Origin of the sequence: Flavobacterium psychrophilum (assembly GCA_001708385.1) — a bacterium.
Classification (GTDB): domain Bacteria; phylum Bacteroidota; class Bacteroidia; order Flavobacteriales; family Flavobacteriaceae; genus Flavobacterium; species Flavobacterium psychrophilum_A.
Genome location: CP012388.1, coordinates 3623849 through 3642515, shown reverse-complemented (window position 1 = coordinate 3642515; position 18667 = coordinate 3623849). Strand labels below are relative to the sequence as shown.

The following is an 18667-nucleotide window of genomic DNA, read 5'->3' as shown; positions in this document are numbered from 1 at the left end:
AATATGGCAGTAACCCATTCATTGGCACATTCTTTGTTTAAGAATAAATTAACAAGCATAATTTTAATATATTTGAATCATTAATCAATAAACTATAACATGAGAACAAGTACCTACAAATTTATTTTAGCGGCAGCATTAGGTCTTACTTTATCAAACTGCGGCAGTCCAAAAGTATCGCGCGTAAGCGAAACAACCGTAACCGATCTTAGCGGAAGATGGAATGAAACCGATTCAAGGCTTACTGCAGAAGAAATTACCGGAGAACTTCTTGATCATTCATGGTACAGCACTTTTGCATCTGAAAACGCAGGTAAAAAACCGGTTCTTATTGTTGGACTTATCACAAATAAATCGCACGAGCATATTGAGGCAGAAACGTTCTCTAAAGATATCGAGAAAGCAATTATCAACTCAGGCAGGATAAAACTGGTTCAGGCCGGTAACAAACGTGAAGAGATAAGAGCAGAAAGAGCAGATCAGCAAAACTTTGCATCTCAGTCTACCATGAAAAAATTCGGACTTGAAAATGGTGCAGACTTTATGGTTCAGGGAACTATAAATTCTATTGTTGATGCTAATAAAAAAGAAAAAACAGTTTACTACCAGATAGATCTTGAGCTTACCAACATTCAAACGAATGAAAAGGTTTGGATTGGCGACAAAAAGATCAAAAAATACATCAAGTAATTCCTGATTAACTGTATGGTATTTAAAAATACTGTTTCCGCTTTTGCTAAAATGGCAGCTATGCTATTGCTGGCCGGCGTATACTCTTGTGGCACCTATAACATGAAAACCACAATTGAGGCCGACCTTTATAATGGCAACTTTAAAAAAGCTATTGAAGGCATAGATAAGAATAGATTTCTGAATAAAGACAGGAACAGGCTTTTATACCTTATGGAAAAGGGTAAAATTGAACATTTACAAGGCAATTATACCGAAAGCAATGCCCTATTGGAGCAAGCTTACATTATGATTGAGGACAAGATAAGAACCAATGTAGGGCAGGCCGTGGCGAGTAAGCTAACAAACCCAATGGCCCTGCCGTATAAAGGTGAAGATTTTGAAAAAGTAACTATTCACTACTACATGGCGCTAAATTATTTCCACCTTGGAAAACCTGCCGAAGCCCTTGTAGAAGCCAAAAGGATAGACATTAAACTTCTGGAATTAAACCAGAAATATCCTGAAAATAAAAACAAATACAGCCGCGATGCGTTTTCTCAGATACTTCAGGGTATTATTTACGAGAGTACCGGCGACATAAACAACGCTTTTATTGCTTACCGTAATGCTGCCGAAATTTATGACGCCGATGGCGGTAAATTCTTTGGTGTTCCAATGCCCGATCAGCTTAAGCATGACCTGGTTAGGACAGCTAAGCTTATGGGTTTTGAAAACGAATACAACCTTTATCTTAAAAAGTATAACGTTGCACCGTACCAGCCCGTAGTGACAGGTAAAAACGGTGTCCCGGTTCAGCCAACGCTTCCTGTACCAGCGGGAGAAGCTGTTATCTTTTGGGAAAATGGCCTTGCACCTGCTAAAGATCAGATAGTACTTAGCTTTTCGGCAGTAGACCATTGGTTTTACGCAACCTATATGGAAGACGGTAAAGTAATTGATATATTTTTGCCGGTGCCCCTTGGATTTAATGTAGGTACTGTTAATGCATTAGCCATACCTAAATACAGGACTAGGCAAAGTTTCTACAACAGGGCTGTTGTTGTATCAAACGGGCAAGAACTACCTTTTCAGTTAGGACAGGATTTTAACTCTATTGCAAAACAATGCCTTAAAGACAGGATGCTTCGCGAAGTAGTAGAACTTGTAACGCGTTTTGCGGCTAAGAAAGCCGGAAGCGCAGGACTATCTGCTCTGGGTAAAGAAATGTTTGGCAAAGACGGCGGTGATATATTTAAAGTCGCTGGCGATATCGCCGGAGCCGCTACCGAAAAAGCTGACACCCGTAACTGGCAGTCGCTTCCCGCAACCATAAGTTATACCCGTGTTCCCCTTAAAGAAGGTAGCAATACATTTGAAATTAAAAAGTACGGGCCGAATAATATCATCGATACGGACAAACTTACAATTCCGTACAAAAAGGGATTACAACTGATAAATTATTTCGATCTGGGCCGAACACAGGTTGTACCGCTTACACTTCAGGCACCTCCTGCTGCTGCAACGCTGAGCCAGGAGAGCACTATCGCAAAACCAAAAAATTAAAATATAGGTTTATGAAAAAGTTACTACTATCTTTCTTTCTCCTTGCCTTTTTTGCAATGGCTGCACAGGTCAACGATGGCTGGGATGACTGGCAAAAAACAAGCTGTTATTCTAAAATTTCGTTCCGGTTAAAAGCATTGCCAAAAAATGGCAGCCAATACCGTTGGAAAGTTCAGTTTAGAAGCGAATATCCGGAGCTTATATCGTTCAATTATACCGTAACAGACAAGATTGAGCAATACAATATTACTACACACCGCAAAACACTTGCCGCAACGCAGCTTAGTGATGAAGTAGAACTTTTTACAAAAGAAGACGACATCTTTCTCATTGTAGACAAAGTGAGTTTATCTCCCTACCCTGAAGATTTCGTAGAATGCGATAAATAAAGGCCTTTCGAAGGCCTTTTTTTGTATTTGGTCGTAAATTCATACTCTTTGAAAGTAATTTGGTTTGTTAAAGGAAATATTTATAATTTTACGACAAACTAAAAGTTTTCAATTTATGAAAATTGTAAAATATGTATTTCTGTTACTGGTTCTGGCTGTTATAGCGGTTACCGTATTTATAGCTACTCAGGAAGGGAAGTATGATATCAAAAAAGAGCGTGTAATAAAAGTGCCTAAAGCGGTGCTTTACAACTATATAAACGAATATAAGAACTGGGAAAACGTTGGTATATTTACCGGTAGCGATACTACTGCGGTATTCACATATGCACCGAGCACATCGGGTCCCGGTGCTGCGATGAGCTGGAAACAGGAAGACAATGACGGCGAAGTTAAAACGATAAGAACTGCCGAAAACGATTCTATTATTCAGAATGCGGTTATTGACGACCTTGATTCTGAAATTAAATGGGCATTTAAGGATACACTTAACAGCACGAAAGTTACCGTTAGCTTTAAAGGTGAATTAAGCTTTAGCGAAAAAGCCAATGCACTTTTAAAAGGCGGTGTTAACGACAAAATGGAATCGGTACTTGAGAAAGCACTGAACAACCTTGACAACTTCCTTGTAAAAGAACTAGCGGTTTACAACATAGAGGTAAAAGGGCGCATTACTAAAACTGCTGCCTTTTACTTAGGGCATGCCGTTACATCTAAAATTTCAGACATCAATAAAAATGCTGCTGAGACTTTCCCTAAACTATTGAACTTTATAAAAGACAACAAGATCGTTAAGAATGGTTCTCCATTTATATTGTACAGAACTATTAATAAAGCAGAAGACAAAGCGTCTTACCTGGTATGTATCCCAATTAAAGAAGAGATACACACTATGACAGGCAGTGAATATGAAGGCGGTAAGCTTATTGAATTCCAGGCAGTTAAAACAACGCTTAAAGGAGATTACTCTCACCTTCGTGAAGCTTGGGATAAAGCACAGAACTATTTGGTAGAAAAAGGTATTCAGGAGAATACAACAGGGCAATACGTTGAGATGTATACTAAAGGCGTTCAGAAAACAAAACGCCCTTCAGAATGGATTACGGATATTTACATTCCAGTAGGACAGCCAACAATATTGCCACTAGTAGACGATTCTATATTGCTACCCGGCACTGCTCCTGCAACTCCAAGACCTGCAGCGACTACTCAGGGCATACGTCCTGCGGCTACGACCACAAGACCCGCAGCAACAAATACAACCGGAACAGCTAAATCAGCAACGACATCACCGGCTGTGCCTAAACCAGCCACAACAGGTAAACCTGCCACAGTAACACCGAAACCGGTAACAACAAAGCCAGCGGCGACGCCCACACCTAAACCGGTTACACCGGCAACAAACCGATAAATTTACAATCACATAATAGTCAAAAAAAAATCCCCAGTCGGGGATTTTTTTATTTTTTGATAAGATATTTTACAACGGTTTCAGCAGAATGGAGTCCGAATAAAGCGGGCATCCAGCTGTTGGTACCAAAGAATGATTTCTTAAAGTTTGTACCATCTGTCATTTTAAGGCTGGTCTGATCCGGTTCTTCCGTAGAGAAAACCACTTTTACACCTTTGGTGATACCTTCTTTCTTAAGACGCTTTCTAACGGTTTTAGCCAGTGGGCAGTATTCTGTCTTGCTAATATCGGCTACCTTCACCTTAGAAGCCTCATATTTGCCACCTGCGCCCATATTACTAATTATCTTAACCTTTTGTCGTCTTGCCGACATAAGTAAGTTTAGCTTAGGCGTAATGCTGTCTATGCAGTCAAGCACGTAATCGTATTGCGGGGTAACCAGTTCGTAAGCGCGTTCAGGAGAAAGGAACTCCTGTACCCTTATCAGCTTAAGTTCGGGATTGATATCCATAAGCCTGTCTCCTACTATCGTTACTTTAGGCTGCCCTACGGTAGAATGCAATGCCGGTAATTGCCTGTTTATATTGGTAATATCTACAACGTCGCCATCAACAATTGTCATAGTCCCTACTCCTGCCCTTGCAAGGAATTCAGCCGCAAAAGAGCCAACTCCACCAAGACCTACAACCATTACGTGTGAGTTCTTTAAATTCTCAAGGCCTTGCTTCTTAAATAAAAGCTCGGCACGCTCTGTCCATTCAGCCATTCTTAAAAACGGTTTTAAAATTAGTGCTTACAATATTTTTTAGATCTTCGATCTCTATGTTTCGTGCTACCGACGCCTTGTCGTACACTTCAATAATACTTTCTTCAATGCTGTCTGTTTCCAGGAAAAACCTGTCTCGCGGTACTTGTGCAAAAACAGCTGAAAGCTCCGGATTACGTAAAAGATATTTACCAAACGACAGGTAAAAACCATTATCAAGCAATTGTTGTGCCACCTGTATATTCTTAGAGAATCCGTGAACTATCATTGGAACCCCGGGCTCAATTTTGTTCTTTACCGCTATCAGTTCCTGAAACGCAGCGACAAGATGCAAAATTACGGGTTTTTGGTATTTCTTCGCTAATAACAAATGTTTTTCGAACACTTCTAGCTGTAAATCCATTGGTTTTTCAATACGTTTGTCTAATCCGCATTCGCCAATGGCAAGGCAGTCGGGTAATGATAAACGTTCCTCAATAATAAAAAGATGCTCATCAAGCTTTTCTTCATTGATATACCAAGGATGAATGCCCGTAGAAAAATACGGCACATCTATTTCCTCGTATGGATATCGGTTCACGATATCAAAAACGCCTGGATCATTTGATGATTTATGAGTATGGAGATTGTAGAGCATTATTTAGTTATAGTATTTATAGAAACTATATTTTCACAATTAAATTTATACCTCTCAAGATCGTTTCTATCAAAGAAAACAGTTAAATGATCCATATAATAAAGTGGATGATTGTCGTCCCTTAATTCAAATGCAGCAATCCACATATCAAAAGGCTCTTCAAATACTATTTGCCAAACCAGTGGGATATCAGCTTCTCCTATTCCTAATGGTGTCGGCCCTGGATCCCAGCTAACCAGTATATCTTTAATCTTATTTCCTATTATTTTCGATACATTATCATTATCAGTAACATTAATCAATTTATAGGCTTTCTGGTAATTTAATTCCTCCCTAACTTCAATCCCTAAACCATAGTAGTCAAAATTGTAATCCCACAATATCTGCACCAACCTTCCATTATCAAGTTTAAATATAATATTCATGTCTATCGAATGAATATTTCGGGAAAGTTCCCACCATTCAGAAAATGCTGTGGAAACCCCGATTGCTTCTTCGGATGCCTCTTCATCAAGATACACAATCTCATAATAAACTTCCGCAATAGTGGCGCCTATCAATTGCTCTTTTATATTTCTATAATATTGTTCTTTGTTATATTTCATACAGAAAGCTAATCACCTTAAAAAATCAGAATGGGATTGTAATTTAATAATAAAGACAGGGTGATTGATAGATGTCTTTTATTAACATTATACGTTTTCGGATAATAAAGTATTATATTCAATGTCCTCTTAATTCTCCTCCATATATTTCTCCTCATCAAATACCACATCGTTAACAACAGCCGAATATCCTTTACCTGATAAGCTTATCAATATCGTAAAATAGGCACTGCCCTCCTGATATTCCCTATATACAATAAGTTTTAGTTTACCGTTTTCAAGAGAAGTTTCCTTGATTTTATCGTACCAGCCATCATTCTCATCTAAAACAAAAAACTTTCCGGGATATTTTCCTGTTTCATCTTTTAACGGAACAAATGCCTCTACGTTATACTTTGAATTGTGCAATACAATCGGTGTGATAGCGGTACAGCCGGTAAGCCCATCATCATCAGATGCGCCGACACCAAAATTTTGGGCGTGGTAAATTTTAAATTTTATTCTGGCAGCATCAAGCAATGTGTCTCTTTTATTGTTACCATAACCAAAAACATCTTTATTGTACAACCAGCCATTTATCCTGGTATTGCCAACTTTTACAAAATTGAATTCATCACAATTATCCTTATTTTTATTGATATTAATACGTGACGTAGAAATGCTGTCTACCGGAAAGGTTAGACCATATACTGCATTCGCGCTACCGGTTTCGATTCCGGAATTGTTATAGACGGGGAGGTTGTCAGATAACAGCAAAACTTTACCTTTTCCGGCTTCGCTTTCAAACAATGCGGCGGCTGGTTTAAATTGAGAGGCATTTTCCTGAACTTCTTTTACTGGCTCTTCTACTTTTTTTTCCTTTACGCAACCGACTATGGCAGCCGCCGAAAGCAATAGATAAAAACTCTTTGTCATATATTAGGATTTAGGCAAATATAAAAAATGCCCTACACATTTTTCGTATAGGGCATTTTTTATATTTATTCAGATTCCTTCGCCGTTCCTCCTCGCAATAACAACCGTTACGAAATCACTCCGCTACCAATAAGCTCATCGCCTATGTGCCATGCGGCGAATTGTCCTTCTGTAATAGCCGACTGTGGCTCTTCAAACGAAATATACATGCCGTTATCAAACTTATGCAGGGTTGCTTTTTGCAATGGCTGGCGGTAGCGTATACGTACCATTACATCCATTGTTTCATTTTCGTTCAGTTTAAGATCTTCACGCACCCAGTGGATTTCACTCTCCTGGATAAACAATGCCTTACGGAAAAGCCCCGGGTGGTTTTGCCCCTGGCCCGTATAAATGGCATTGGTTTCGACATTGGTGGCAATAATGAACAGTGCTTCTTTCGTACCACCAACATTAAGCCCCTTGCGCTGCCCAATTGTAAAGTAGTGCGCACCCTGGTGTTTGCCAACTGCTTTACCCATCTCCGGTTTGTAATCTATATTTTTAGCTTCATAAGCCAATTGCTCTTTCACCGAACCGAATTGTGGTGCTGATTCGTTATACCTATCAAACTCGGCATTCACTTCATAAATAACACCTTCTTTTGGCTGAAGCTGCTGCTGAAGAAATTCCGGAAGACGTACTTTACCAATAAAACAAAGTCCCTGCGAGTCTTTTTTCTCAGCTGTTACCAATTCCATTTTAGCAGCGATCTCGCGTACCTGTGGTTTTGTAAGCTCCCCAATAGGAAATAGCGATTTCGCCAACTGCTCCTGAGACAACTGGCATAAAAAGTAGGACTGGTCTTTGTTACCATCCACACCCGCTAAAAGTTGGTACGTTTCTTTGCCATCCTGTTCAAGTATTCCTTTACGGCAGTAGTGGCCTGTAGCCACATAATCTGCACCAAGGCTAAGGGCGATCTTCATAAAAACGTCAAACTTAATTTCGCGGTTACAAAGCACATCAGGATTTGGCGTCCTTCCCTTTTCATATTCATTGAACATATAGTCTACTATACGTTCTTTATATTCTTCGCTTAAGTCAACCGTCTGGAACGGTATGCCTAATTTTTCAGCTACCAGTAATGCATCATTGCTGTCTTCCAGCCATGGGCATTCGTTAGATATTGTAACAGCTTCATCGTGCCAGTTCTTCATGAACAGGCCTATAACTTCGTATCCCTGCTCCTGAAGCAGGTAGGCTGCAACGCTCGAATCTACACCACCGGATAGCCCTACTACTACACGTTTCATTTTAAATCCTTTCTTAAAAATTTACTGCAAAAGTACGACAAAAATTAGTTCTTGCGTTCTTTGCGGGCAAGCTCTACCTTTTTATTGGTCATATCTTCTTCTTTCACCACCTTACCTTTTTCAAAAAACTGCCATTTACCGGTTTTCTTATTATCGACAAACTGACCTTTACTGGCAACTTCTCCACGCGCATCTCTGTACGTTACAGGTCCGTTTAGCTTATCATTTTTATAAACAGACTCTTCAAGTACAGTTCCTTTTTCGTTGTACTGCTTATAAGGCCCTTCCATAATTCCGTTAACGTACGTTACCTCTTCGGCAACCTTGCCTCCCGGAAAATATACTTTCTTAACTCCGTTGATCTTACCATTTGCATACGTTTCAGTAGAAATTAACTTCTCGGTTCCTTCGTTATAAAACTTCCACTCACCTTCACGAAGCTTGTTTACTTCTTTCCCTTCACTTATTTTTTTGCCTTTAGCATCAAAAAAAACAGTTATGCACGAGCCGTCTGCTGCGAATGTTCTTTTAGCAGCAAGCGTAGATGTTTTATCATCTTCAAAAAAGGTAAAGGTGCCGGTTTCTTTCCCATGATCAAAAGTACCTTCATAGCGCGGCCTTTTCGATTTTTCATAAGTTCCCTTCCAGATGCCGTGGCGTTTACCGGCAGCATCCATTTTATTTATGTCCTGTGCAAAAGAATTTATACTGATAAGGAAAAGTAGCATGAAAGCTGTAAACCTGTTTTTCATATATTAAAGTTGTTTTCTATTAATCGAAAATATACTGTTTTTAGTATATCTAAAATTGAGCCAATTAAAAAAAGCACCTGCCGGGGCAGATGCTTTAGTCTTATTTTTTACCTTTTTGAATCTTCTGCTGTTCCTGAGCCTGCTCCATCATTTCCTGCATTTTGCGTTGGAAACGGCCTTGTTTTTTAGGTTTGGATTTATTCTCCTGGATCTTAGCATGTATCCTGTCTTCTTTCACAATGTAATTTTTAATTACAAGCATGATACCAATTGTAATAACGTTAGAGATGAAGTAATACAAACTCAAACCTGATGCATAGTTATTAAAGAATATAAGCATCATTAACGGAGAGATGTAAATCATGATTTTCATCAGTTTGCTCATATCCGGCATACCTTCCTGCGGTGGTGCAGACATAGCCTGGTCGCCTGTTGTCATCTTCATGTAGAAGAAGATCGCTACCGAAGCAAGGATTGGGAATAAGCTCACGTGGTTACCATAGAACGGAACGTAGAACGGAAGGTGAATTACAGCATCATATGACGAAAGGTCATCTGCCCAAAGGAAACTTTTCTGTCTTAAGTCGAAGAACGACGGGAAGAACTGGAATAGCGCATAGAACACCGGAATCTGCATTAGTGCCGGAAGACATCCCGCCATTGGGTTTACACCCGCACTATTGTACAGCTTCATTGTTTCCTGCTGTTTCTTCATTGGGTCTTTTTTGAACTTCTCGTTCAGCTCCTGGATTTCAGGGCGAAGTACTTTCATTTTAGCCTGAGACAGGTATGATTTGTACGTTACCGGAGACATAGCCAGCCTTACTAATATCGTAAAAATGATGATCGAAATACCGTAAGGAAGGAATGAACTTAAGAATGTAAATACCGGAATAAATATAAAACGGTTAATCCATCCGAATATACCCCATCCTAACGGGATGATTTCGTCAAGGTTTTTGTCGTAATCATTTAGTATTTTATAATCAGCCGGGCCATAATACATGTTCATGTTATAGCTTAACTCTCCGCCTTTAAATTCAAGAGGCATTTTTGCCGTGAATTTTTTAGTGAAGATCGTATCGGTCTTATCGTCTTTTACAAGGTTTTCAGATTTAAAATCGGCCGTTTTAAACGGAGTATCTGTTAAAAGGATAGATGTAAAGAAATGCTGTTTGAATGCAACGTAAGTTACATTTTCTGCAGTTTCTGTATCGTCAGACCCTTCGCTAAGGTTGCTGTCTTTACCACCATCATGTTCGTAAACTACTTTAGTATACCTGTTTTCGTAAGAAACACTTTTCTCATTTCTGTAGGTTTTCATTATCCACTCTAAATCCATTGGTTTAGAAGTGTCTACTACCTGAGCAAGACCCTGAGAACGGATTGAGAAATCAAGCATGAAATCTTCGGGCTTAAGTACATAACGGTACTCTAAAAACTGATTTTCACCCGCTTTAAGACGCATTGTAAGCACTTCATTTTTACCTTCTGTAGTTCTTACCGGTTCAAAATATAGATCTTTAGTATTAAGCGTACGGTTATCCTGAGTTTTAAACTGCAGGTTAAGGCTTGCATTATTATTTTTAATAAGCTCTACCCTCTTGTTTGAATTTTTAGCAAACTGCTCAAAGCCATTAAGGTTAGCTTCTTCTATATAACCGCCTTTGTTAGAAATCCTAAGCGTAAGCAGGTTACTTTTAAGCTCTGTAACATTATTTTTAGCAGAAGGAAGTGTTGCGCTGTAAGCAAATGCACCTAACGAACCGTTAAGTTTTGCAATTTTGATAGAGTCGTTAACAGTAGAATCCTGCGCTATAGCAGCCGTATTTTGTTCCGGTATCTGTTTTTGCTGCGCTTTTTCTATCTGTTCTTTTTTCGCTTTTTCACTAGCGGCATTTTCACGCTCAGAAGTCTGGTTAAAGATCATCCATAATAACAGCAGCGTTATTAAACCGAATCCTATCAGCGTTTTTAAGTCTAACTTTTTTTCTTCCATTATAAAAATTTATTTCACGTATGCTTCAGTTGCCCAAAGTGTTGTTTTGTTACTCGCTTTTTTTCTTAACCGCTGCCTGAACAAAGCTTACAAAAAGCGGGTGAGGGTTAGCTACCGTACTTTTATATTCCGGGTGGTACTGTACCCCGATAAAGAATGGGTGGTTTTCAAGCTCTATAATTTCGACAAGGCCTGTATCCGGGTTAACACCTGTTGTTTTAAGTCCTGCCCCTGTAAGTTCTTTAGTGTATGCACTGTTAAACTCATAACGGTGGCGGTGACGCTCCTGAATTTCTTTAGTACCGTTGTAGATATTGCTTGCAAGCGACCCTTCTGTAAGAGAACATTTCCATGCACCAAGACGCATTGTTCCGCCTTTATCGGTAATGGTTTTCTGCTCTTCCATGATATTGATAACCGGGTGTGGTGTGTGCTCGTTCATTTCTGTTGAGTTTGCATCTTTCCAGCCCAGTACGTTTCTTGAATATTCAATAACTGCCATTTGCATACCAAGACAAATACCAAAGAATGGTATATTGTTCTCCCTTGCATAACGCACAGTTTCAATTTTGCCTTCAATACCCCTTCCACCAAAACCAGGTGCAACAAGGATACCGTCTAATCCGCTTAGTTTTTCAGAAGAGTTATCATCATCAATATATTCTGAATGAATACTGATTACGTTTACTTTGGTTTCGTTAGCCGAACCTGCATGGATAAACGCCTCGATGATTGACTTATAAGAATCCTGAAGCTCTACATATTTACCAACAAGACCAATATTTACAGTATGCTTAGGGTTTTTAAGTCTGAATAGGAATTGGTTCCACTGCTTAAGATCCGGTGTGTTTTTTTCCGGTAAGTCAAGTTTTTTAAGTGTAACTCTGTCAAGTCCCTCCTCCAGCATAAGGTTAGGTACTTCGTAAATTGTAGAAGCATCTATAGACTGAATAACCGCTTCTCTCTTAACATTACAGAATAATGCAAGCTTCTGGCGAAGGTCAGACGATAGTTCGTGCTCTGTACGGCAAACAAGGATATCAGCTTTAATTCCGCTTTCCATCAATGTTTTAACCGAGTGTTGTGTCGGTTTGGTTTTAAGCTCTCCCGCTGCTGCAAGGAAAGGAATAAGTGTAAGGTGAATAACGATACCGTTATTTTCACCAAGCTCCCATACCAATTGCCTTACCGACTCGATGTATGGTAACGATTCAATATCGCCCACAGTACCACCAATTTCGGTAATAACAATATCATACTCACCTGTGTTACCAAGGTGTTGCATGCGTTCTTTAATTTCGTTTGTTATGTGAGGCACAACCTGAACAGTTTTACCTAAAAACTCCCCTCTTCTCTCTTTCTCGATAACAGATAGGTAAACCCTTCCTGTAGTAACGTTATTGGACTGAGAAGTAGGTACGTTTAAGAATCTTTCATAGTGGCCAAGGTCAAGGTCTGTTTCGGCACCATCGTCAGTGACATAGCACTCCCCGTGCTCGTATGGGTTTAATGTACCCGGGTCTACGTTAATGTAGGGATCAAATTTCTGGATTGTTGTCCTGTAACCTCTTGCCTGCAATAGTTTTGCCAGTGATGCTGCTATAATTCCTTTTCCTAAAGAAGAAGACACACCGCCTGTAACAAAAATATACTTTGTCTGATTCATTTTTAAAATATGTTGTTGTGTTGCTGTAGTAAAAAACGTGGCAAAAGTACAAAAATTAATTGATTGTTCAATGTCCCGGCACCTCAATGTACTAATGTATCAATTATTCAATATAACAATTACTTACACTGATATATCAGAATACATTTTCTGTTAAGAGTCAATAATTATGCTATAATTAACAAGTCTGCCAAACTGTCTGCATTTTATAGCGATTGATCGATACAAAAATTACTATACAAGAACTTAAAATTGGCGTATTAATAAGTTGCCAATTTAAAATCATTTCTTAGGATACTGCCTTTGAATATTCCTTATAAGATTTTCAAGTCCATTTAGTTTAAGTTCATAAACCAACTGAAGCATCTGCCCAAGTTGACCTGCCGGAAAACCTTTGTTATGATACCACACTACATAATGCTCAGGCAGTTCTATAAGGTACCTGCCTTCGTACTTACCAAAGGGCATTTTAGTATGTGCCAGTTTTATTAGAAATTCCTGTTGCTGATCCAAAGTAAATTATAGTATTTAAAAAAAATCCTCCGCCATAGCGAAGGATTTATATTTATCATTAATAGCAGATTACTGCGCTTGTTTTGTACTTAAATCCTGGTCGTAGTATAATATATACACTCCCGTATTGTAATTACCATTGCCCTGCACCGTGTAGGCAAATTTATTTTCTATCTGTTCTGATGCTTTTTCCGCCATGACTTCTTTTAGTTCATCTTCCTGGAAAAGACGAAGGATAGTATCAAAAGTAAGGTCAAAACCACGTATAGCATATTGGTTTGGCATAGCGCCGTTCTTCTCTTTAAATAACCTTCCAAAAGTGGCTACCTGAGGCCTGTCAGCGTCATTAGTTACTGACGGATATAACATTTTAAGGTTTGTAAGCCTGTTCAACGGAAGCTCATCGCTGTCAAAGGTATCATAGCGTTCAAGCACCACTAGCTGTATCTGGTATTCACCAAGCATATCCACAAGCGTTCTTGTAGTACCCAGCACCATACCTATTCTCTCAGCTTCAAGTATAACGTAGTTTACCCTGCCTTTCACTAAAAGTGCCTTAAGCCCTTCTACCGAAATTGTACCATCTGCACTTAGCGGCGCAAACTTCACATCGGCTAAATTATCTTTTATAAATTGTTTAGAACTTGCCTTTTTAGCATCTACAACTGCAATATTATTACCGCCCTTTGCTTTAAGGTAATTAAGCATTGCCATTCTTACGGTCTCTGTAGTTGGAACCGACTGAAACAGGTTAGTATATGGCTTACTTTCTTCTTTAGATAGTGGCGATATTACCGGAACACCTTTAGAAGCAAGCAACGAAGCCAGTGCTTCTACGTTGTTAGGGAAAAACGGACCGATAACCGCATCCATTCCAACAAGGCTGCCCGAAATTGCATTTACATCTGATGATGATTTTGTTTCTTTAGCATCTACTATTTTAACTTTTAAAGGAAGACCCAGCACTTTGGCAGAATCTATTGCCATTAAGGCACCTGCATAAAAGTCCAGTGTCATGTTCAGGAATTTGTCATTACGCAACAGCTTAGACCTCACAGTATCCGATTCTATCCTCGACATATTAAAAGGCAGCACCAGTGCCAGCTCTTTTTGTCCCGCTTTTTTCAGCGTAGACGCAAGCCCTGAAACCTGTCTGTTTGTTATCCCTGATACAGTTGCAGGCACGGCAATTCCACCATCTCCAGGAAGTTTTATAATCATATTTTCTTTAAGTCCGTCTTTTGCCTGAGGGTTCAGAGCGTAAAATTCAGCCTCGGTAAGGTTATTTTCTTTAGTTATGCTATATATTGTTTCCTTAGGTTTTACGGTATAATCTACATATCCTTTTTGAGAAACCGGCGCTACCGGAGCAGCTTCCTCTTTCTCAACAATAGCATTTTTATCAAGCTTAAGTTTGTAGCCTAACGGAAGCGTATCTTTTACTTCCGGGTTAAGTTCTTCCAAAAGCTGAAGCGACATACCGTAACGTTTCGCGATAGAATATTTGGTTTCGCCTGCTTCCACAACGTGAAACATATACGATGGCGCGTTTTTCTTTTTCTCTTCCTCTTTAACCACTTTTACCTGAGCCGCTACCCCGCTGTTGCCTTTTACAGGAATTATGACTTCCTGTCCAATTTGCAGTCCATTATCAAGCGCGGTGCCGTTAGCTTTTTTAATATCATCTACAGAAACATTATACTGTTTTGCAAGGCTGTAAAGCGTTTCTTTCGGCTCCGCTTTGTGGATCGTGTTTGCTATTTTAGTAGGCTGTTCTTTTACCGGTGTGGTTTGTGGTGCTTTAGAAGCTCCCGGAATAAGTAATGTTGTGTTTTCCTTAATACCGTTTTTAGCATCCGGATTAAGGCGGTAAATATCGTACGGGGTAATTTTATATTTCTTTGCAATACTGGCTACAGTTTCACCTTTTTCCACCTTGTGCTTCTTATAATCCTGAGCATAAGCAGGTGTTGATAGCATAGCCAATGAGAAAAACAAAATTACGAGATACTTCATGGTAAGGGTTTTTAGAACAATTTAACAAATGCAAATTTAGCTTTTACTATAACTATACTATAGTAATATCTTATAAATTTCAGTTAAAAATACAAAACGCATACCAAAAGCACTTTACGCCTTTAAATAATAAAAAAAGAGGATTACTCCTCTTCTTCTTCATCTGCCGGTTTTTTCTTTAAAGGTGGCACAGCGGGCACCTGAATAGGATTACCACCATTTTTCTTTATAAGTTCTTCTTTAAATTTATCAAGGTCTTTTTTATGTGATTCATGCAACGGAATCTTTAGTACCTGGCCGGGAGCTATACCGTATTTATCCGTTTTAACCTCATTATATTTATAGATCTCGTCGGGGTCTACCATATATTTTTTTGAGAGATTAATAATCCGTTCGCCCATTAATGTTTTATGGTCTATAAAATAAGTATCAAGATCTATCGGTTCACCGTCGGCATTGGTTGCCGGGCTATCATCCTGCGCAGAAACGTTTTGGAAAAAAATCAGTGCGAAAAGCAATAGTAGTAATTTCTTCATAGTTTGAATGGCTTAAATTGGAATGCTAAAAATAGTGATTTTACATTTAAACCAAGAAACCATCAGTGTTAAAAACAATATACGCAGTAATATCGTAGACTTATACCATACACTCCTAAATTCAAACAATATTACAATCTAGAAACTTCACATAGTAACTTCTCAGCAGCGAAGCAGTCGATAAATTACGTTAAACGTTGCAATGCAACGTCTGTACAAAGTGATACTTAAAAACAAAAATCCCCGCACAAGAAGTGCAGGGATTTGTATATAAATTGCATAAAGACTATTCCCACTCAATAGTGGCCGGCGGTTTAGAACTAATATCGTATACCACGCGGTTAACGCCTTTTACTTTATTGATAATTTCATTAGAAACCTTCATAAGGAACTCGTAAGGAAGGTGAACCCAATCTGCGGTCATACCATCTGTAGATTCTACAGCTCTAAGCGCAACAACTTTTTCGTAAGTACGCTCATCACCCATAACACCTACACTGTTTACCGGAAGAAGGATTGCTCCTGCCTGCCAAACTTTATCGTAAAGTCCGTGTTCTTTAAGTCCGTTAATGAAAACTGCATCAACTTCCTGAAGTATACGCACTTTCTCGGGAGTAATATCTCCAAGAATCCTGATAGAAAGTCCGGGACCCGGGAAGGGGTGACGGCCAAGAAGCTCAGGGTCGATACCTAAAGTCGCACCTACTCTTCTAACTTCATCTTTAAACAACATTCTTAGCGGCTCTACTACCTGAAGTTTCATAAAGTCAGGAAGACCACCCACATTGTGGTGTGATTTAATTGTAGCCGATGGCCCTTTTACAGAAACCGATTCAATTACATCCGGGTAAATTGTACCCTGAGCAAGCCATTTTACATCTGTTAAAAGGTGTGCCTCATCATCAAATACTTCAATGAATACACGTCCGATTGTTTTACGTTTTGTTTCAGGATCATCGATACCTGCAAGTTGAGAAAGGAAACGGTCAGATGCATCAACACCTTTAACGTTTAGTCCCATATCTTTATATTGGTGAAGAACGCTTTCAAATTCGTTCTTTCTAAGTAATCCGTTGTTAACAAAAATACAGTAAAGATTTTCACCGATAGCTTTATTTAAAAGCACCGCTGCTACGGTAGAATCAACACCTCCTGAAAGGCCAAGGACTACTTTGTCAGTTCCGATTTTTGCTTTAAGCTCTGCTACGATATCCTCTACGAAAGAGTTTGGCGTAAAGCTTTGAGGCACTTCTGCAATTTTCACAAGGAAGTTCTCAAGCATTTGCTTACCATCTGTAGAGTGGTAAACTTCAGGGTGGTACTGTATAGCATATGTAGTTTCACCTTCAATTTTGTAAGCTGCATTTTCCACATCTTTAGTACTTGCAAGCACTACACCGCCTGTAGGCAGTTTTTTGATGGTATCACTATGGCTCATCCATACCTGGCTGTTAGCCGAAACACCTTCAAGAAAAGCTTCGCCTTCTTTAATGTAAGAAAGGTTAGCACGCCCGTATTCACGGATGTTAGATGGCGCTACCTCACCTCCGTGGAAATGCGCGAGGTACTGTGCACCATAACAAACAGCCAGTAAAGGCAGCTTGCCACGAATTTGCGAAAGGTCTGGATGCGGAGCATCTTCGGCCCTTACAGAAAATGGGCTTCCTGATAATATTACCGCTTTATAAGATGATAAATCAACCGGAGGGTTGTTGTAAGGGAAAATTTCGCAGAAGATATTTAACTCGCGAACCCTTCTCGCAATAAGCTGAGTGTATTGCGAACCGAAATCTAGAATAAGTACGTTGTGTTGCATGCGCAAAAGTAATGCTTATAATTGAAATTTAAAAACAGGATTTACAGATTTTTAGATTGTTTGATTTTTAGCATATTGCTTTTTAAAAATGTTATTTTCAAACGCAAACAATAGAATATTTATAAAAATCTTTATCCTGATAATCCAAAATATTTTCTTCAGTATGATAAACAGAGAAAATATTTCAAAAAAAATCTGTAACAAACAGGGTTTTAAATGGAATAAAAAACTACCTGTTTCGGGGATGTCTGTAGTAACTTTAAAACAAAAATGACACAGAATGAAACATTACTCCGAAGCAGGCTTAACAGCTTTGAACTTGACCAAAAAGACGACCAGCTAACATTTTCAAAAAGGCTTGCCCGCGAAAACGGCTGGACAATCAACTACACTTTACGGGTTATAGAAGAGTATAAAAAATTCCTCTTTTTATGCTGTACTTCTCCTACTCCCATAACACCAAGCGATCCGGTAGACCAGGCGTGGCACCTGCATCTTACTTACACCAACTCGTACTGGAACGACCTTTGCAAAAACACCCTCGAAAAGGAAATCCACCACAACCCCACCAAAGGCGGCAAAGAAGAGCAGGAAAAATTCAACAATCTGTATACTGGCCTTCAGGAAATTTACCTTGAAAAATTCGGTACTGCGCCACCCGCCGACATTTGGCACGATAACAAAAAACGGTTTTCCGATATTAATTTCCAACGAATTAATCTAAACGACAATTGGGTTGTACCTAAAGTAAGTGTCCAGACGGTATCGATGATAATAATAGCCATAACCATCCCGGCCATCTCTATTAGCACCGGAATTACAAGTATTATCTTTCTGGGCATCGTTATCGCACTACTCATCCTTTCACGTGCAATTTCAACAAACAACAAGAAAAAAAATGAAGGCACCCAACAACTTGCTGATCGCGTCGCGGCATTCTTGTCGGCAAATACAAGCAACTGGTGGGACAGCGGATGTTCATCCAATCATAGCGACAGCGGATGCAGTGGTAGCGGATGTAGTGGTTGTGGTGGTGGCTGCGGCGATTAATTTAACACCACGAAGTTTTAGAATTAGGTTTTTTATATACCTTTATGTTTCCTAATTCAATATTTA

The 18667-nt window shown here is 39.2% G+C and carries 16 protein-coding genes and 2 pseudogenes; 6 read left to right on the top strand and 12 right to left on the bottom strand.

Annotation, left to right across the window (positions count from 1 at the left end; translation table 11 throughout):
- The first annotated feature begins 99 nt into the window (after positions 1-99).
- The 4 genes and pseudogenes from ALW18_16050 to ALW18_16035 all read left to right on the top strand — a co-directional run bounded on the left by ALW18_16050 (position 100) and on the right by ALW18_16035 (position 3768).
- Positions 100-690, top strand: a complete 591-nt coding sequence (locus ALW18_16050; GenBank protein AOE53884.1) for a hypothetical protein — start codon at positions 100-102, stop codon at positions 688-690.
- 15 nt (positions 691-705) lie between these two features.
- Positions 706-2040, top strand: a pseudogene (locus ALW18_16045) (hypothetical protein).
- Between the two features lie 251 nt (positions 2041-2291).
- Positions 2292-2624 carry a hypothetical protein gene (locus tag ALW18_16040; protein AOE53883.1) on the top strand — a complete coding sequence of 111 codons (333 nt, stop codon included), beginning with the start codon at positions 2292-2294 and terminating at the stop codon, positions 2622-2624.
- A gap of 115 nt (positions 2625-2739) precedes the next feature.
- A pseudogene (locus ALW18_16035) lies at positions 2740-3768 on the top strand (hypothetical protein).
- 316 nt (positions 3769-4084) lie between these two features.
- Here ALW18_16035 and ALW18_16030 read toward each other — a convergent pair.
- The 12 genes from ALW18_16030 to guaA all read right to left on the bottom strand — a co-directional run bounded on the left by ALW18_16030 (position 4085) and on the right by guaA (position 17551).
- Positions 4085-4801, bottom strand: a complete 717-nt coding sequence (locus ALW18_16030; protein AOE53882.1) for a thiamine biosynthesis protein ThiF — start codon at positions 4799-4801, stop codon at positions 4085-4087.
- Positions 4794-5438 (bottom strand): hydrolase TatD, encoded by a 645-nt coding sequence (locus ALW18_16025; GenBank protein AOE53881.1) that lies wholly within the window; start codon positions 5436-5438, stop codon positions 4794-4796. The genes ALW18_16030 and ALW18_16025 overlap by 8 nt, the downstream gene beginning before the upstream one ends.
- Positions 5438-6043, bottom strand: a complete 606-nt coding sequence (locus tag ALW18_16020; GenBank protein AOE53880.1) for a hypothetical protein — start codon at positions 6041-6043, stop codon at positions 5438-5440. Before ALW18_16020 ends, ALW18_16025 begins: the two co-directional genes overlap by 1 nt.
- A 129-nt stretch (positions 6044-6172) precedes the next feature.
- The gene (locus ALW18_16015; protein AOE53879.1) at positions 6173-6958 is read right to left on the bottom strand and encodes a hypothetical protein; all 786 of its coding nucleotides are present in this window, start codon (positions 6956-6958) and stop codon (positions 6173-6175) included.
- Between the two features lie 107 nt (positions 6959-7065).
- Positions 7066-8253: a thiouridylase gene (locus tag ALW18_16010; GenBank protein ID AOE53878.1), complete on the bottom strand. Its 1188-nt coding sequence runs from the start codon at positions 8251-8253 to the stop codon at positions 7066-7068.
- 44 nt (positions 8254-8297) lie between these two features.
- Positions 8298-9005, bottom strand: a complete 708-nt coding sequence (locus tag ALW18_16005; GenBank protein AOE53877.1) for a hypothetical protein — start codon at positions 9003-9005, stop codon at positions 8298-8300.
- Positions 9006-9105: 100 nt separating this feature from the next.
- Positions 9106-11004: a hypothetical protein gene (locus ALW18_16000; GenBank protein ID AOE53876.1), complete on the bottom strand. Its 1899-nt coding sequence runs from the start codon at positions 11002-11004 to the stop codon at positions 9106-9108.
- 49 nt (positions 11005-11053) lie between these two features.
- Positions 11054-12670 (bottom strand): CTP synthetase, encoded by a 1617-nt coding sequence (locus ALW18_15995; GenBank protein ID AOE53875.1) that lies wholly within the window; start codon positions 12668-12670, stop codon positions 11054-11056.
- Between the two features lie 282 nt (positions 12671-12952).
- Positions 12953-13183: a hypothetical protein gene (locus ALW18_15990; GenBank protein AOE53874.1), complete on the bottom strand. Its 231-nt coding sequence runs from the start codon at positions 13181-13183 to the stop codon at positions 12953-12955.
- Between the two features lie 69 nt (positions 13184-13252).
- Positions 13253-15199, bottom strand: coding sequence for a hypothetical protein (locus ALW18_15985; protein ID AOE53873.1), 1947 nt, complete (start codon positions 15197-15199; stop codon positions 13253-13255).
- Positions 15200-15342: 143 nt separating this feature from the next.
- Complete coding sequence (locus ALW18_15980; protein AOE53872.1) at positions 15343-15735, bottom strand: hypothetical protein; 393 nt, start codon at positions 15733-15735, stop codon at positions 15343-15345.
- Between the two features lie 286 nt (positions 15736-16021).
- Complete coding sequence (gene guaA / locus ALW18_15975) at positions 16022-17551, bottom strand: GMP synthase (GenBank protein AOE53871.1); 1530 nt, start codon at positions 17549-17551, stop codon at positions 16022-16024.
- 88 nt (positions 17552-17639) lie between these two features.
- Between guaA and ALW18_15970 the strand changes: the two genes are divergently transcribed.
- Entirely contained in the window at positions 17640-17825 is a 186-nt protein-coding gene (locus ALW18_15970; protein ID AOE53870.1) for a hypothetical protein, read from the top strand.
- Positions 17822-18601 carry a hypothetical protein gene (locus tag ALW18_15965; protein AOE53869.1) on the top strand — a complete coding sequence of 260 codons (780 nt, stop codon included), beginning with the start codon at positions 17822-17824 and terminating at the stop codon, positions 18599-18601. The genes ALW18_15970 and ALW18_15965 overlap by 4 nt, the downstream gene beginning before the upstream one ends.
- The last annotated feature ends 66 nt before the right edge of the window (positions 18602-18667 follow it).

Coding starts and splice junctions, on each gene's coding strand:
- ALW18_16020 (AOE53880.1), bottom strand. CDS start 6,043: ATGAAATATAACAAAGAACAATATTATAGAAATATAAAAGAGCAATTG.
- ALW18_15995 (AOE53875.1), bottom strand. CDS start 12,670: ATGAATCAGACAAAGTATATTTTTGTTACAGGCGGTGTGTCTTCTTCT.
- ALW18_15965 (AOE53869.1), top strand. CDS start 17,822: ATGACACAGAATGAAACATTACTCCGAAGCAGGCTTAACAGCTTTGAA.
- ALW18_16005 (AOE53877.1), bottom strand. CDS start 9,005: ATGAAAAACAGGTTTACAGCTTTCATGCTACTTTTCCTTATCAGTATA.
- ALW18_16015 (AOE53879.1), bottom strand. CDS start 6,958: ATGACAAAGAGTTTTTATCTATTGCTTTCGGCGGCTGCCATAGTCGGT.
- ALW18_15985 (AOE53873.1), bottom strand. CDS start 15,199: ATGAAGTATCTCGTAATTTTGTTTTTCTCATTGGCTATGCTATCAACA.
- ALW18_15970 (AOE53870.1), top strand. CDS start 17,640: ATGTTATTTTCAAACGCAAACAATAGAATATTTATAAAAATCTTTATC.
- ALW18_16010 (AOE53878.1), bottom strand. CDS start 8,253: ATGAAACGTGTAGTAGTAGGGCTATCCGGTGGTGTAGATTCGAGCGTT.
- ALW18_15980 (AOE53872.1), bottom strand. CDS start 15,735: ATGAAGAAATTACTACTATTGCTTTTCGCACTGATTTTTTTCCAAAAC.
- guaA (AOE53871.1), bottom strand. CDS start 17,551: ATGCAACACAACGTACTTATTCTAGATTTCGGTTCGCAATACACTCAG.
- ALW18_16030 (AOE53882.1), bottom strand. CDS start 4,801: ATGGCTGAATGGACAGAGCGTGCCGAGCTTTTATTTAAGAAGCAAGGC.
- ALW18_16000 (AOE53876.1), bottom strand. CDS start 11,004: ATGGAAGAAAAAAAGTTAGACTTAAAAACGCTGATAGGATTCGGTTTA.
- ALW18_16025 (AOE53881.1), bottom strand. CDS start 5,438: ATGCTCTACAATCTCCATACTCATAAATCATCAAATGATCCAGGCGTT.
- ALW18_16040 (AOE53883.1), top strand. CDS start 2,292: ATGGCTGCACAGGTCAACGATGGCTGGGATGACTGGCAAAAAACAAGC.
- ALW18_16050 (AOE53884.1), top strand. CDS start 100: ATGAGAACAAGTACCTACAAATTTATTTTAGCGGCAGCATTAGGTCTT.